At 66.7% G+C, this 15,347-nt stretch carries 12 protein-coding genes; 6 read left to right on the top strand and 6 right to left on the bottom strand.

Annotated elements, in window-relative coordinates:
- Positions 1-271 precede the first annotated feature (271 nt).
- Both ACQPZ2_RS35520 and ACQPZ2_RS35515 read right to left on the bottom strand, forming a co-directional pair.
- A complete protein-coding gene (locus ACQPZ2_RS35520) occupies positions 272-850 on the bottom strand; it encodes a type II toxin-antitoxin system PemK/MazF family toxin (RefSeq protein ID WP_433522411.1) in 579 nt (192 codons plus the stop codon).
- A gap of 72 nt (positions 851-922) precedes the next feature.
- A complete protein-coding gene (locus tag ACQPZ2_RS35515; protein WP_433522410.1) occupies positions 923-1,651 on the bottom strand; it encodes a hypothetical protein in 729 nt (242 codons plus the stop codon).
- Between the two features lie 65 nt (positions 1,652-1,716).
- Here ACQPZ2_RS35515 and ACQPZ2_RS35510 point away from each other — a divergent pair, with 65 nt between their 5' ends.
- The 3 genes from ACQPZ2_RS35510 to ACQPZ2_RS35500 all read left to right on the top strand — a co-directional run bounded on the left by ACQPZ2_RS35510 (position 1,717) and on the right by ACQPZ2_RS35500 (position 5,034).
- Positions 1,717-2,370: a DUF6304 family protein gene (locus ACQPZ2_RS35510; protein WP_433522409.1), complete on the top strand. Its 654-nt coding sequence runs from the start codon at positions 1,717-1,719 to the stop codon at positions 2,368-2,370.
- 62 nt (positions 2,371-2,432) lie between these two features.
- Positions 2,433-4,319, top strand: coding sequence for a translation elongation factor 4 (gene lepA, locus ACQPZ2_RS35505; protein ID WP_433522408.1), 1,887 nt, complete (start codon positions 2,433-2,435; stop codon positions 4,317-4,319).
- Between the two features lie 106 nt (positions 4,320-4,425).
- A complete protein-coding gene (locus tag ACQPZ2_RS35500; RefSeq protein ID WP_433522407.1) occupies positions 4,426-5,034 on the top strand; it encodes a Uma2 family endonuclease in 609 nt (202 codons plus the stop codon).
- Between the two features lie 3 nt (positions 5,035-5,037).
- Here the strand turns inward: ACQPZ2_RS35500 and ACQPZ2_RS35495 are convergent, their stop codons facing one another.
- From ACQPZ2_RS35495 to ACQPZ2_RS35485, 3 genes are all read right to left on the bottom strand, one after another.
- Positions 5,038-6,753: a sensor histidine kinase gene (locus tag ACQPZ2_RS35495; RefSeq protein ID WP_433522406.1), complete on the bottom strand. Its 1,716-nt coding sequence runs from the start codon at positions 6,751-6,753 to the stop codon at positions 5,038-5,040.
- Positions 6,754-6,892: 139 nt separating this feature from the next.
- Positions 6,893-7,588 (bottom strand): response regulator transcription factor, encoded by a 696-nt coding sequence (locus tag ACQPZ2_RS35490; protein WP_433522405.1) that lies wholly within the window; start codon positions 7,586-7,588, stop codon positions 6,893-6,895.
- 26 nt (positions 7,589-7,614) lie between these two features.
- A complete protein-coding gene (locus ACQPZ2_RS35485) occupies positions 7,615-7,992 on the bottom strand; it encodes a hypothetical protein (protein ID WP_433522404.1) in 378 nt (125 codons plus the stop codon).
- Between the two features lie 417 nt (positions 7,993-8,409).
- Between ACQPZ2_RS35485 and ACQPZ2_RS35480 the strand changes: the two genes are divergently transcribed.
- Positions 8,410-10,653: a hypothetical protein gene (locus ACQPZ2_RS35480; protein ID WP_433522403.1), complete on the top strand. Its 2,244-nt coding sequence runs from the start codon at positions 8,410-8,412 to the stop codon at positions 10,651-10,653.
- A gap of 85 nt (positions 10,654-10,738) precedes the next feature.
- Positions 10,739-12,538: a hypothetical protein gene (locus ACQPZ2_RS35475; protein ID WP_433522402.1), complete on the top strand. Its 1,800-nt coding sequence runs from the start codon at positions 10,739-10,741 to the stop codon at positions 12,536-12,538.
- 303 nt (positions 12,539-12,841) lie between these two features.
- On the opposite strand, the gene ACQPZ2_RS35470 is transcribed toward ACQPZ2_RS35475, so the two are convergent.
- A complete protein-coding gene (locus tag ACQPZ2_RS35470) occupies positions 12,842-13,129 on the bottom strand; it encodes a hypothetical protein (RefSeq protein WP_433522401.1) in 288 nt (95 codons plus the stop codon).
- A 106-nt stretch (positions 13,130-13,235) separates the two neighbouring features.
- On the opposite strand from ACQPZ2_RS35470, the gene ACQPZ2_RS35465 reads away from it, so the two are divergent.
- Positions 13,236-15,224, top strand: a complete 1,989-nt coding sequence (locus ACQPZ2_RS35465) for a glycoside hydrolase family 15 protein (RefSeq protein WP_433522400.1) — start codon at positions 13,236-13,238, stop codon at positions 15,222-15,224.
- Positions 15,225-15,347: the final 123 nt, after the last annotated feature.

The following is a 15,347-nucleotide window of genomic DNA, read 5'->3' as shown; positions in this document are numbered from 1 at the left end:
TCCGCCAACCAATATTCCTCGCCGCAGGTCAAGGCACCCACCTCGATCGCTGTCACCTGGTCGTCAACGACGGTGACAGTGCTGAAGTGTTCTGGGCTCGGTGAGCTGGCGACGGTAATCATGCATGCTGTCGGGTCGGCGAGGAATTCTCAACGGTCGGTTGCGGAACAAACTCGAATAGGTTGTCCCCCATAACGCTGCGACGTACGGCTCGTCGACGATGTCAGCGCAGCGTTCGAGCGCGTCGGTTGCACCCAGGCCTGCTTCCCAGTCAGTGCCAGTGGTATTCGGCGCACAGTCGATGGGCGACCAGATCGAAGGTCTTGCGGGCCAGGATCGCGCCTTCGCGACGGATGCCGTCCTCCGGGACGTCGAGTACTCGATCGAGGCGGACCCAGCTCGGCCTGTCCTCGTGATCCCAACTGCCACTGCCGATTCCGACCCAGTCGCGGTCGTGCGCGCGCTCCGGATTCGACGACAGCATCAGCCCGAGCAGGGTCCGGCGGTCGCGTCCGACGACGAGCACCGGGCGGTCCTTGCCGTTATTCGGATCCTCCTCATAGGGCACCCAGGTCCACACGATCTCGCCCGGATCGGCCCGACCGTCCAGCTGGGGGCAGTAAACGATCTGCCTGGCCCGCTCGCCGGTCGGTACCGGGGTCGAGGCGGTCGGCCGGATCGCGACCGCGGGCGCCTTACGTGTCGCCAGCGACCCGACCGCGCGCTCGAGCAGTGATGAGCGCTGGAGCTTGTCCACCAGCTTCGGTCCCTGCTGCTTGACGATCTTGGGACCCTGCTCCTTCGCGATGAGGCCTAGCTGCTTGCCGATCGTGTTCCAAGTTCGGGCCATCCTTGGATGGTAACGGCGCGATCTCGCGTTCTCATCAGCGCTGCCTACCGCCCGGTAGGGCGAGTTCGCGCATCATGCGCCGGTCCGCTGCGTTGTCCGTGTCGAAAACGGTTGCAGCACCGGGTATCTGCTGGCGGAGACGGTATCGAGGTCGCGATCGGCACCGATCCGCGCGACCGAGTCCAGCATGCGCCGCACCCGATCCTGGAATTCGGCCGCGTCGCGCGCGCCGTACCAGACAAGCGGGTCGGTGAGCGCCGCGGCCGGAAACTGTTCCTCGACAATGGCATCGATGGCGGGCGCGTCCGGGGTGATCGCCCGGACCACCACGTTCTGCGTGTAGCCGAACGTCGACTGCGTCTCGACGGCCACGGCGGTGTGCCGTCCCTGCCAGTCACTCAGCCATTGCGCCTGCGTGAGTTCCGCGGGCTTGCGCAGGAAGGCGAGGTTGCCGAACCCCTCGGTGCGGGTCGGGATCGAATCGTCGAGCCGCAGCGGCACCGACTCGGTCACCAGGTAGCCGTGTGCCGCGGTCGCGAATTCGGCGAGGATATCCGCCGCGGCCGTGGCCACGGGACCGTAGCTCTGCTCGACCCAGACCGTGACGGCCGCGGCGATCGGCGGGTCGAGCGTCACCATTCGCATCAGCGCGGCCTGGACTGCCGCATCACGGACATAGACGGTGACACCCGCAACCCCGAGGTCGACCAGTCGCGCGGCCACGGCGGTCCGCAGCGATTCGCACCACGACTCGGTCGCCTCGGCATCAGATCGGCGCAGGACGAAAACCAACTTCTCCACCCGCCGAAAATACGGCGAATTCTCCGTTAGAGTCGGGCAATTCGTCGTGGAAGAAGGATCGAGCTGTGCAGCCGCAGGTTTTTCCGGGAAACTACACCGACGGGCACGGTACCGAGCCCATCATGTGGCGGCTCGGGCCATCGCGGCACTGGGGTGCGAACCGGTTCGATATCCGGACGGTTATCCGTGGCGTTCCGGTGGCGGGCCCGGACTTCGACGCGCTCGGCCCCTATGACAAGGGCGCCGCACTTCGGGTCGGGCTGCCCGTCGACCAGTGGGATGTCCTCTCGGGCTGCGCGTTCTCCGGCGAACTGCCCTGCTCGGTGCAACTGCACGACCAGCGCCGAGCCGGTGTGATCCACTTCCGGCTGACACTGCCGCCCGGCGGGGCGGGGGAGTCACTCGAACTCGCCATCGAGATCGACGGGAAGACCTATCAGGGCACCGACAGATACTTCGAGGACGCGCTGTTCCGGCTCGGGCAACAGTTCCCGGACGACATCCGCCTGCTCTCCTGCATTACCTGCCTGTTCTCCGACTACTCGCCGTACGGCCACGGCCTCACCGGGATGTGGTGTCATCGCGATGCCAAGGACCAGTACCTCGCGGTCCGCACCAAGGACGACTATTTCGAGGTGCCGGTGACCGAGCAGGTACCCGAGACCTACCTGTGCGCCGACTACACGCTCCGCATCCCCGGCACCGGCTACCGCGGCTGAAAAGTGGTACAGAACGCGGAACGGTGAACCGCTGACAGTGCCGCTACCTCGCGCATGGGACGATGGATGGCAGTTTGCCGATACCCATGAGGAGTGGAGTGCCCGCCAGCTTCGCCGACACGACGTTCACCGATCCCGCCCGGATCCGGAACTTCTGCATCATCGCGCACATCGACCACGGCAAGTCGACGCTGGCCGACCGCATGCTGCAGCTCACCGGTGTGGTCGAGGAGCGGGCGATGCGCGCCCAGTACCTGGACCGGATGGACATCGAGCGCGAGCGCGGCATCACCATCAAGGCCCAGAATGTGCGGCTGCCCTGGCAGGTCGACGGCACCGACTACGTGCTGCACCTGATCGATACGCCCGGCCACGTCGACTTCACCTACGAGGTCTCGCGCGCGCTCGAGGCGTGTGAGGGTGCGGTGCTGCTGGTCGACGCGGCACAGGGCATCGAGGCGCAGACACTGGCGAATCTGTACCTGGCGCTGGACAAGGATCTGACGATCATCCCGGTGCTGAACAAGATCGACCTGCCTGCCGCCGATCCGGACCGCTACGCCGCCGAGATCGCGCATATCGTCGGCTGCGAACCCGATGACGTCCTGCGGGTCTCCGGTAAGACCGGTGTCGGGGTCACGGAGCTGCTGAACGAGGTCATCAAGCAGGTGCCCGCGCCGGTCGGCGATCCGGACGCGCCCGCGCGCGCCATGATCTTCGATTCGGTCTACGACACCTATCGCGGTGTGGTCACCTACGTCCGCGTGGTGGACGGCAAGATCGTTCCGCGTGAGAAGATCAAGATGATGTCCACCGGCGCGACACACGAGTTGCTCGAGGTCGGCATCGTCTCCCCGGAGCCCAAGCCCACCCAGGGCCTCGGCGTCGGCGAGGTCGGTTATCTGATCACCGGCGTGAAGGATGTGCGCCAGTCCAAGGTCGGCGATACCGTGACCTCCGCGCGCGGCGGTGCGAGCGAACCGCTCACCGGCTATCGCGAGCCGCGCCCGATGGTGTACTCCGGTCTCTACCCGGTCGACGGCTCGGACTATCCGGACCTGCGCGACGCGCTCGACAAGCTCCAGCTCAACGACGCCGCGCTGACCTATGAGCCGGAGACCTCGGTGGCGCTGGGCTTCGGGTTCCGCTGCGGCTTCCTCGGCCTGCTGCATATGGAGATCACCCGCGAGCGCCTGCAGCGCGAATTCGATCTGGACCTGATCTCGACCGCGCCGAACGTGGTCTACAAGGTGGAGATGGAGGACGGCGCCGAGCACGTCGTCACCAATCCGTCGTACTGGCCCGAGGGCAAGGTCCGGCATGTGTACGAACCGGTGGTCAAGTGCACGATCATCTCGCCCAGCGAATTCATCGGCTCGATCATGGAGCTGTGCCAGGCGCGGCGCGGTGAACTCGGCGGCATGGACTATCTGTCCGAGACCCGAGTCGAGCTGCGCTACACCATGCCGATGGCCGAGATCATCTTCGACTTCTTCGATTCGCTGAAGTCGCGCACCCGCGGTTACGCCAGCCTCGACTACGAGGAGTCGGGTGTGCAGGAATCGGCGCTGGTCAAGGTGGATATTCTGCTGCAGGGCGAAGCGGTGGACGCGTTCAGCGCGATCGTGCACCGCGACGCCGCCCAGGCCTACGGCCACAAGATGACCACCAAACTGCGCGAACTCATTCCGCGCCAGCAGTTCGAGGTGCCCATCCAGGCCGCCATCGGCTCGAAAGTCATTGCCCGCGAGAACATTCGCGCCATCCGCAAGGACGTGCTCGCCAAGTGCTACGGCGGTGACATCAGCCGTAAGCGCAAACTGCTCGAGAAGCAGAAGGAGGGCAAGAAGCGCATGAAGACCATCGGCCGCGTGGACGTCCCCCAGGAAGCGTTCGTAGCCGCCCTGTCGTCTGATGCTGCCTCCGACAAACCCAAGGGCCAGAAATAGGTTCGCCACTCCGGCGGTTGTCGCCGAACTGCGGGATCCTGCCTCATAGGGAACGACTATGAGGCAGGATCCATTGTCTGGTGGGCAGAAACCGAGGAGGCGGGCTGTGACTGCGGTACATAGGGACCCGGCTCTTGCGTCGGAGGATGGTCCCATTTTTACAACCGAGTTCGAGTCGATCGCTCGCGCCGTCGAGCGCGAGACCGAAGGCGTGCAGGTTGAACTTATCGGTGGACGACTGGGGGTCAAACGAGTGCCCGATGGCGATCATGGCCGGATACTCAACTGGCTGCTCCTGCTGCTGCTGCCGCTGAACCCTGAGTTGTTTCTGCACGTCATCGGGCAGGGGTTGGCAGTTGGGTCTTGTCGCAAGGGGCGAGCACGTCCGGACGGCATTCTGGCGCCCCCCGATTCATTCGCGGGTGCCGGTGAGTGGGCATCGCCTGACGCCGTAGTGATGGCAGTGGAGGTTACTTCACATGATTCGGATACCAATCAACGTGACCGAATCGAGAAGCCGCTCGCCTACGCGCAGGCTGGGATTCCGATCTATCTGCTCATCGATCGCGAGGCCGGAAAGATTGTCGTGCACAGCCAGCCGGACGAGGATGGCTATCAGGACTTGCATCGCTATCCATTCGGGAGCGCGGTGAGTCTCCCGAAGCCGGTGAGCATCACGTTCGATACCGAGTCGCTCAAAGATATGGGCGACTGAGCTTCAGCGGGGGTCCAAGGCGGCAATTCGGACGCGCAGGCGGACGCCACCCAGTGGACTGGAGTCGAGTTCGGCTGTGCCGGAGTGGAGTTCGGCTTGTTGGCGGACAAGAGCGAGGCCTAGGCCGGAGCCGGGGGAGCCGGGGCCTTTGATGAAGCGGTCGAAAGCGGTGGGGCGGATGGATTCGGGGATGCCGGTGCCGTCGTCGTCGATGACGATCTCGACTTTGGCGGCCGCCTTGCGTCGGAATGCATTCGGATCGGCCCGGCTCACGTCGCCGTTCGGGGCCGCAGCCTTCGGATCGGCGGGGTACAGGCCAGCCGTGGCTGGATCGGCGGGTCCGCCGACAACGCTTGGAGAGGTATTACCTGGATCGGCGGGGTTCGCGCCAGCCAGGCTTGGATTCACAGAACTCGCGGTGGCGATGCTCGGTTCGCGGTGATGGGCGGCGATCGTGATGGTGCGTGCGTGACCGTGTTGTACGGCGTTGGCGACCGCGTTGGTGACGATGAGCATGAGGCCGCCCGGCAGGCCGGTCACCGTGGTCGCGGGACATTCGGTCAGGGCGATGCTGACCTCGGGGTGTCTGCGGCGGGCGTCTTGTACTGCGCGGTCGAGGGTTTCACAGAGTTCGAAGGGTTCGAAGGCGTCGGATTCGGTGAGTTCGCCGACGGCGAGTTGTTCCAGATCGGTCAGGGTGTTCTCGATCTGGCGCTCGGCCAGCAGGACGTCGGCGAGGACCGCGCGCTGCTGCTCGGCGGGTAAGTCCTTGGTGGCCAAGACTTCCAGGTCGGTGCGCATCGCGGTGAGTGGTGTGCGGAGTTCATGGGCGCAGACCGCGGCGAAGTCCCTGGCACTGGCGAGCGCGCGATTGGTGGCGCCGTGCGCCGCCTCTAGCCGGGTGAGCATGCGGGTGATGGCGTCGGAGAGTTCTTCCGCCTCACGGGCTCCGCGGCCGCTCAGCGGCGGGAGCTGTTCGAGGGTGTCGATGCCGTGCGTCGCGGTGGCCAGTCTGCGCAGTGGCCGCGCGGCATAACCGGCCAGGAACCAGCCGAGCACCGCGGCGAGCAGCACGCCCGCGATGCCGATCCCGACGCCGATCAGCTGGCTACGGCGGATGGCCGAATCCACCAGTGCGCGATCGGGTTCGAGCCGCACTACTAAACCGGGCGCGCCTGCGACAGCGGTGCGGACATCCCCGGGGCCCACGATCACCCGCCCAGGTAGGGAGGGATCTAGGTAGGGGAGGGGGATGTCGAGGCCCAGTTGTGGGGTGGTGATTGCGGGACCGGGTTGTGGGCCGGGGATCGCGGGACCGGGTTGTGGGGTGGTGATTGCGAGACTGGGTTGTGGGCCGGGGATCGCGGGATCCGATTGCGGGGCGGGGACTGCGGGGCCCGGTCCAGGGGCAGGGATTGCGGGACCGGGTTGCCGGGTGGGGAGGGGCTGTGGTTCGGGGACGGGATTCAGTTGGGGGGCGGGCAAGGGCGGTGGATCGAGGAGCGTCCGAATCACTACGTGTGGTGGTGTATCCAGCGGCGGTGCGATGGCGACGCCCATGGTCGAGACCGTCTCGTCGAACTGGCGGGAACCGGTGGCGTCGAGCAGTGCCGTGTAGGCGATGCCGAGCGTCACCGCGACCAGCGCCGCGACCACGCCCGACACCAGCGCCACACGAGCGCGCAACGACAGGGACACTTTGCCTTTCGGAGACTTCACTGCCCGGCTCCACCGACTCGTCGGCGCTCGGATCGTTGTGCCGCTGCCGCTGCCGCTGCCGCTGCCGCTGCCGCTGCCGCTGCCGATGCCGATGCTCGCTCGCGCTGCCGCTGCTCGCTCACGATTCCTCTGTCGGCGCTCATGCTTCCTCCCGCAGTACGAATCCCACCCCGCGTACGGTGTGGATCACCCGAGGTGCACCGTGCGCCTCCAACTTCCGCCGCAGGTAGGAGACGAACACATCCACCACATTGGTGTCGGTGGTGAAGTCGTAACCCCAGACCGCGGAAAGGATCTGCTCGCGACTGAGCACGATCCCGATGTTCTCGGCGAGCAGCGCGAGCACCTCGAATTCCCGTTTGGTCAGTTCCACCTGGTGTCCGCTCGCGAACACCCGATGCCCGGCCCGATCGATGCGCACCTGTCCGACCTGGCGTTGGTCATCGCCGGACGGCCGGATCAGCGCGGGCCGACGGCGCAGCAACGCATGCAGGCGGGCGACGAGTTCGCCGAGGTCGAAGGGTTTGGTCAGGTAGTCATCGGCGCCGCGCTCCAGGGCCGCGATGCGATCACTGACCGCGGTTCGGGCGCTCAGCACGCAGATCGGGATGTCGTTGCCCATCGCGCGCAATGCCGTAACCACGCCCGCCCCATCGAGATTCGGCATATTCACATCCAGCACCATGGCGTCCGGTTCGGCGCTGTGGACCATCGACAGCGCCTCGGCGCCGTCTCCCGCGGTGACCACTTCGAAGTCCGAGAGTTCGAGCCCGCGCCGCAGCGACGCGAGAACTCGAACCTCGTCGTCCACGACCAAGATGCGTTGTCCGGTCATGGGGCCACCATAGAGCCGGACCTCGGTCAGCTGCCGCTGCTGCCGGTCGGCGCCGGACGTGCGGGTCGGACATGCAAGACGCCGGGCCCAACAGGTCCGCCGGGCCGACCGGGCGCCACGATGACCGGTCCGGACGGATCGATATCCGGGCAGCCCGGCAGCGCGAGGTCCGGCGGTAGCGGTGCGCTCGGAGCGCCGGGCATCCGACCCGGCCGCTCCATGATCACCACGTGGGGTTCGCCGGGGCCCTGCACCACGCACGTCACCGTCACGTCCCCATCGCCCGGTAGCGGCGGCTGGGCCGACGCGACTCCCGCGACCAGCGCGGCCGCGGTGGCGGCGAATGCGGTACCCGTGGCGATGGTGACAATGCGGGTTCGGCCGCGTCCGAGGGTTGCGATCATGGTGCGATCTCCTTCGCGTCGGTGCCGGGTTCGTCCCGGCGAGACCGACGCTAGGGAGCCGAACTTCACCATCTCTTGAGCAATCATTAGAAATCTCTTGCGGCGCATCGAACTTCGGGCTGTACGGGTGGCCGCCGACGAGTTAGTCTCGTCGACACGGTTTCGGGGCCGACGCGTGGCGCGGGCTCGGAGCGCTCGAGCTGGTCCGATGGCAACACCGGTCCCCGATTCGGATGCCCGGAGAAACAGGGCTTCCGTTCTGGTTTCTGCAATGGCAAGGTTATGTTGCTCGTCACAGTCGTATGCTCTGCGGACCCGCAGAATGTGACAGTTGGGTTTTCCGGAATATCGTTAGGTGATCTTCACTCGGTCTGCCCGGCGTGGTGAGGATGCTGGAAACCTGAGAGTGGAGCTTGCATGACGAGTGACCTGCCCTTCGACAGCGATGCCACCGACGCTGACGACCGTGCGGGCGACACCGCCTATCGCGTTGCCACCGGCGTCGCGCGGGTAGCGAGGGCGGGCGCGTACGTGACCGGCGGCGCGCTGGTCGCCGCCAATGGCGGTACCGCACCCGTACATCCCGGCGGGCAACGGCTCGACAGCTGGACTTCGGCCTACACCCGCGACCCCGATGCGGACGCGCCGAGCCCCGTGGTCACCTTCCCGGATCCGGACCCGAATTCGACACCGCCCGCGCCGCTGCATTCGTCGACGCCGACCCCGCGCGATGTGAGCGTCAACGCGCCGTTCACCATTCCGAATGTGCCCAATTCGGGCGTGTACATCGGGCCTGTGCCGCAGCAGCATTCACCGCAGCCGTGGCAGAACACCGGGTACGGCAGCTATCAGCCCGGCCTCGCGCTCGGAACCGAGAGCGAACGGTCCGGCCTCGATCTGCACAGCGACTCACCGCAATCCGGCCTCGATCTCGGTACCGGACATGTGCCCGGCCTCGGTAACGTGCCCGGACTCGACCTCGGTCAGGGCGGCCACGGCTTCAACCTCCCCAGCCCGAACCTCCCCAGCCCGAATGGCTTCCTCGCTCCGGGTTCGAATCCCTTTACCCTGCCCCGTGTTCCGACGTCGGGGACGGCCATCAGCGAGTCGGTGAGCAGCGATGCCGAAAGCACTGACGACGGCGATGCGGTCGCGAGCAACGTTCCGTTCTACGGCGGCAACATGTTTCACAGCGGCGCGACCGGGGGCAGTGGTGAGCTGTTCCATGGCAACGACGCTTTCCATGGCAACGATGTGCTCCATGGTGGCGACGCATTCCACAGCGCCGACATGTACCACGGTGTCGGCAGCCCGGATGCGTTCGGCGTTTTCATCAATGCCGAAGCCGGTTTCAGCGTGCACACCGAACTCCAAGTGGACTTCAGTGCCGGTCCGAACGGGGTGTACCTCGCCACGCAGTCCAAGATCGAGGTCGAGGGCGCGCTGAAGGTCGAGGTCGGCGCGGGCCGGGTCGGCGACAATATCGACAGGTACTCCGATTGGCTCGGCCAAACCCCTGGCACCGCCGGACGTACCGGCCTCGACAATGCCGGCACGAACGGCACGGTCAACCCGGTCGGCACCCAGCCCGTGGGTGGATCCGTCCCGCAGTACTCGGCCGTGCAGCCCGTCGCGGTGCAGCCCGTGCAGCCGTTCGCGGCGCCGCTGCCCGCTCCGGTCGCGGCCGTCGCGCCCGCCGCGGTGGCCCCCGCGGTCGTCGCGCCTGCTGCGGTGGCAGCGCCGGTTGCGGCGACTCCGCTGCAGACCACGATTCAGCCGGATGTGGCGAGCACTCCGGTCGCCAACGTCCTCGTCGCCCCGGCGGGTCCGTCGCCGCTGACCGCGCCCGCCGCGACCGTTCCCGCGCTGTTCGAGCCGAGGCCCGTTCCGGCCAAGCATCCGGTCGTTGTCGACGATTCGTCTTCGACCACGACGCCGCTGACCAACACTCCGACCACCGTCACCAAGACGGTCCCGATCCCCGGCGACAACACCACCGGGCATCCGACCAAGACGCCCGATACGGGCAGCACCAAGCCCGGCCACCCCACTGTTCCGGACATGGATGCCACTGGGACGACGAAGATCCCGACCGCGACCCACGCGCCGACCACCCAGGCTCCCACCACGCACGCGCCGACCCACACCGCGACGCCGACGATTCCGGACGACGACGATGTGACGATCCCGAGCACCGGCAACGGTGGCGGAACCAGCGCCGGTCACAACGGCGGCACCACCCCGAGCACCGTCAACGGCGGCAACTCGGTCCCGAACACGCACACCACCCAGCCGGACATCGACGACCCGACCGTGGACGTCCCGACCGTCTCGGTGCCGACGGTGACCCACTCCGCACCGACGGTCCCGGCGACCCCTGATATCGATATCCCGACCGTGAATTCCCCGGCGCCGATCCCGACTCAGCAGCCGCACGTGCCCGCGCCGACGATGCCCGCACCGGTCACCCCGATGAAGCCGCCTGCGCACCCGATCGCCGCCGACCTCGGCGATCCGGCCGATTTCGCGCACCCGGTTTACGAGCCCGATCACACGGCACTGACCCTCATGGCCGCCGGGCTGTCCACCCCGTTGCTGCCCGATCCGGGTGTGGACGACGGCCACCACTTCGTGGCGGGCCTGGATATCAACCTGTTCTAGGAGCCGCACGGGGGTCGCGCGCATCCGTCGCGCCAGCGCATGTCATCGTCGAACGCGATATTCGTACGACAGTTAGGAGGAGCGGTTGTCTGCCGCAGCTGGGCTGGAGGCCGCCACGGTGAAACATCCGGCGGCGATGGCGCCAGTGATCGGAATTCTCGATCAACTGCAGGAGATGACCCGCTCCGCGGGCCGGCAAGACCTGGGTGGCCGACTGAGTATGGTCCGGGCCAGGGTCGGTGACACACGGCTGCGCCTTGTGGTCGTCGGCGCCGCGAAGAACGGTATGAGCACCCTGGTCAACGGCCTGATCGGGGCGCGGGTGAGCGCCACCGAGAGTGCGCTGAGCGTGCCGGTGATCGCGGAGTTCGGACCGGAGCCGACCGCCGTACTGGTGAAATCGCTGGGTGCGGGCCGGATCGAACGCCAGCCCGTCGATCCGCTCGACCCGGGGCCCGCGCTGGCCGCCGACGGGGTGATTCGCGCCGAATTCACCGAGCCGAGCCCGCTGCTCGCCGAGGGCCTGGTCCTGATGGACGCACCGGGCGGCAACGGCGACGATCACACCACCTGGTCGATGATCGCCGCCGCGGATGTCGTGCTCTACGTCGGTGACGCCGGATCCGAGTTCAGTGCGGAACAGATCGGCTACCTCGAGCGCATCCAGCAGCTCTGTCCGACGGTCATCTGCGCGTTGAACAAGATCGACCTGCACCCGCACTGGCAGCACACCCAGCAGCGCAATCGCGAACTATTGGACGCGGCCGGTCTCGGTTTCGCGGTGGCGCCGGTTTCCGCGCTGCTGCACCTGCAGGCGGGCAATTACCAGCGCGATATCGAATCCGGAGTGCCCCAACTGGTCGACCACCTGCGCGACTATGTGCTGGCAAGGGCCGACAGCCTGGTACTGGACGCCGCGGCCAACGACATCCGCCTGGTCACCGACCACCTGGCCGTGACCCTGCGGACCGAGGCCGAGGCGCTGCGCGATCCGCGCCGCCGGGTGGAGATCACCGAACAACTTGTCGCCGCCCGCGACCAGGCCGACCAGCTGCGGCAGCGCTCGGCCAATTGGCAGGTCACCCTCGGTGACGGCAGTACCGAGCTGATGGCCGATATCGAACACGACCTGCGGCATCGGCTGCGCAGTCTGGTGCGCGATGCCGAGGCCGAGATCCTCAACACCGATCCAGCCCGCCGCTGGCAGGATTTCGGCGCGGATCTGGATGCGCGCATCTGCGAGGCCGTCGAAGAGAATTTCGTGGTGGCGCACTACCGGGCGGTGGAACTGTCCGAACAGGTGGCCGCCAAATTCCCCGCCGATCACCGCAGCCCGCCGCTACCGGACCTACGCCTGGAAAATCCTGGTGAAGTGCTCGACCAGGTCGCGCCGCTGGATCCGCTGACCAGTGGGAAAGCCGGTGTGCTCGGCCAATTCCTGACCGTCATGCGTGGGTCCTACGGTGGTCTGCTCATGGTCGGTGTGCTCACCAGCCTGCTGAAAATGCCACTGGTGAACTGGTATTCGGCCGCCGCCGCGCTGCTGCTGGGTGCCAATGCGCTGTGGGACGACCGCAAGGCGCGCAAGCAGCGCCGTCAGGCCGAGGCCAAGGTTTCGGTGGCAAGACTGATGGACGACGTGATCTTCCAGGTCGGTAAGGAATCGCGAAATCGGTTGCGCGCCATGCAGCGCACACTGCGTGACCACTTCACCGACATCGCCACCGATGTACTCCGCGCCGCCGACGAACGCTTGCGCGTCGCGGAGGTGGCTTACGGGAAATACGGCGATCACCGCGAGGAACGCATCGCCGACCTGGATGTGCAACTCGGCCGGTTGCGCGGGTTGCGCGCCGAGGCAGATGGGATCAGCGCGGCCGCGTAAGCAAGTTGCGGCGCGCGCATTAGCAGGACACAGCGCGGCCCACGTGAGCAGATCGCAGCGCGGCCCGCGTGAGCAGATCGCAGTGTGACTAGTCGCGGGGTGGCCGCATCGGTAGGACCGCGCGCAATCCAGAGCTCGATACGGGCTTGGTGACGAGCTGAGGTCGGCGAACCTGCCCCGAGATCGGCAAGGACGTAGACGACCGGCGCGGACTCGGACGACTCGGCTAGCGGGTGACGAGCCAGGCGATGACCACGAGCACGAGCAGCGCGATCAAGGCGAGCTGAACGCGGGAACGCGGCATCAACGTGCCCCGCTCTGCGCGATCTCGCGCACCGCCACCGGCGGTGCGATCGGCTCGGGCATCAGGGCGGGTTCGGGGCCCACGACATCCTCGGCGGTGAGTGCCGTCGAGGACGCGCGATTACGGCCGAGCAGTTGCAGCGAGACCCGCAGCAGCCGGTCCAGCAGGTAGGCGATGGCGAAGCTGACCGGAACCATGCCGACCAACACCACGATGAACTGCGGGATAAACGGCAATCCCGCGACCCACAGCTCGAAGCCGTCCCACCACCCTGCAATCTGATGCACGGCACCAGCCTAGCCGTGTTGAATTCGCCGCGCCGTCGGCACCGCGTGGTGGCCGGGTTTCGGCGCGCTCGGTGGACGACACGGGCAGACGGACCGAAGATGAGGTATGGCGTCTTCCGATGATCTGACCGTAGAAGAACCTGCCGACCTGCCTGTGCTCAGTCAGCTGAGTGACGTGCGTCAGCATGCCACCTATCCGCCGATCGACGATTACGCATTCCTGTCCGACTGTGAGACCAGCTGTCTGATCGCCAGCAATGGCGGCGTCGAGTGGATGTGCGTGCCACGGCCCGATTCGCCGAGCATCTTCGGCGCGATGCTCGATCGCAGTGCCGGTCATTTCCGGATCGGCCCGTACGGGGTCAATGTGCCCGCGGCGCGGCGGTATCTGCCCGGCGGCATGATCCTGGAGACCACCTGGCAGTCCGAGACCGGCTGGCTGATCGTGCGCGACGCGCTGGTGCTCGGTCCCTGGCACAACAACGATCAGCGCAGCAAGACCCACCGCCGCACGCCGATGGACTGGGACGCCGAGCACGTCCTGCTGCGCACGGTGAAGTGCGTGAACGGCACGGTCGAGCTGGAGATGAGCTGCGAACCCGCCTTCGATTACCACCGTGCCCCGGCGCGCTGGGAGTACACCGGCAAGGTGTACGAGGAGGCCACTGCGGTCCGGACCGCCGATCCGAGTGTGGGCCCGACGCTGGTGCTGACCACCGACCTGCGGCTCGGACTCGAGGGCCGCGAGGCCCGCGCCCGGACCAGGATGAAGGAGGGTGACGAGGTGTTCGTCGCGCTGACCTGGTCGGAGCTGCCCGCACCGCGCACCTTCGAAGAGGCGGCGCAGAAGATGTGGCAGACCACCGAATGCTGGCGGCAGTGGATCACCCTCGGCGATTTCCCGGATCATCCGTGGCGCAACTACCTCCAGCGCAGTGCGCTGACGCTGAAGGGACTCACCTACGCGCCGACCGGTGCGCTGATGGCCGCCGCCACCACCTCGCTGCCGGAAACTCCTGGTGGACAACGCAATTGGGACTACCGCTATACCTGGGTGCGCGATTCCAGCTTCGCGCTGTGGGGTCTGTACACCCTCGGTCTGGACCGCGAGGCCAACGACTTCTTCGCCTTCCTCAACGACGCCACCACCGGTGACAACGGCGAACCCGTTCCGTTGCAGGTGCTCTACGGCATCGGCGGTGAACGCGACCTCACCGAGACCACACTCGACAACCTGACCGGCTACGACGGCGCCAAACCCGTGCGCATCGGCAACGGCGCGTACAACCAGGACCAGCACGATATCTGGGGCACCATGCTCGATGCGGTGTACCTGCACGTGAAATCCCGCCAACAGGTTCCGGAGTCGCTGTGGCCGCTGCTGGAGCGCCAGGTCGAGGCGACCATCGCGCGCTGGCAGGAGCCCGACCGCGGCATCTGGGAAGTGCGTGGTGAGCCACAGCATTTCACCTCGTCGAAGGTGATGTGCTGGGTGGCGCTGGACCGCGGTGCGAAGCTGGCCGAACTGCACGGCGAATACGAGCGGGCCACCGAGTGGTACACCATCGCCGACCAGATCAAGGCCGATATCCTCACCAACGGCGTGAATGCCGATGGTGTCTTCACCCAGACCTACGGCGGCGACACCCTGGACGCGTCACTGCTGCTGGTGGTGCTGAACCGCTTCCTGCCGCCCACCGACCATCGAGTGCGCGCCACCGTGCTCTCGATCGCCGACCGGCTCACCGAGAACGGTCTGGTACTGCGCTACCGGACCGAAACCACCGATGACGGATTGACCGGCGCGGAGGGCACCTTCACCATCTGCTCGTTCTGGCTGGTCTCCGCACTGGTGGAGATCGGCGAACTGCAGCGGGCCAGGCATCTGTGTGAACGGCTGCTCGGCTATGCGAGTCCGCTGCGGCTCTATGCCGAGGAGATCGATTCGCGCAGTGGACGTCATCTGGGCAACTTCCCGCAGGCCTTCACCCATCTGGCGCTGATCAATGCGGTGACGCACGTGATCAGGGCCGAGCAGTCGCACACCTCCGGCGCGTTCCAGCCGGCACACACACCGGCGACTCACCCAGCCTGAGCCCATGGGGCCGGTACACGGCGAGCGATGTCGACGCCAGCTTCTGCGCACGGCCTCCCCGACAGCTGCTCGGGACACCTGCGACGGTCGAAAAGGTGTGCAGCTCGGGATTTTTCACGCCTA

The organism is Nocardia pseudovaccinii (assembly GCF_050942345.1).
Lineage (GTDB): Bacteria > Actinomycetota > Actinomycetes > Mycobacteriales > Mycobacteriaceae > Nocardia > Nocardia pseudovaccinii.
Note: the sequence above shows the minus strand (reverse complement) of the source record. Positions and strands in the feature narration are given on the sequence as shown.

Coding starts and splice junctions, on each gene's coding strand:
- ACQPZ2_RS35480 (WP_433522403.1), top strand. CDS start 8,410: ATGACGAGTGACCTGCCCTTCGACAGCGATGCCACCGACGCTGACGAC.
- ACQPZ2_RS35485 (WP_433522404.1), bottom strand. CDS start 7,992: ATGATCGCAACCCTCGGACGCGGCCGAACCCGCATTGTCACCATCGCC.
- ACQPZ2_RS35520 (WP_433522411.1), bottom strand. CDS start 850: ATGGCCCGAACTTGGAACACGATCGGCAAGCAGCTAGGCCTCATCGCG.
- lepA (WP_433522408.1), top strand. CDS start 2,433: ATGGATGGCAGTTTGCCGATACCCATGAGGAGTGGAGTGCCCGCCAGC.
- ACQPZ2_RS35465 (WP_433522400.1), top strand. CDS start 13,236: ATGGCGTCTTCCGATGATCTGACCGTAGAAGAACCTGCCGACCTGCCT.
- ACQPZ2_RS35490 (WP_433522405.1), bottom strand. CDS start 7,588: ATGACCGGACAACGCATCTTGGTCGTGGACGACGAGGTTCGAGTTCTC.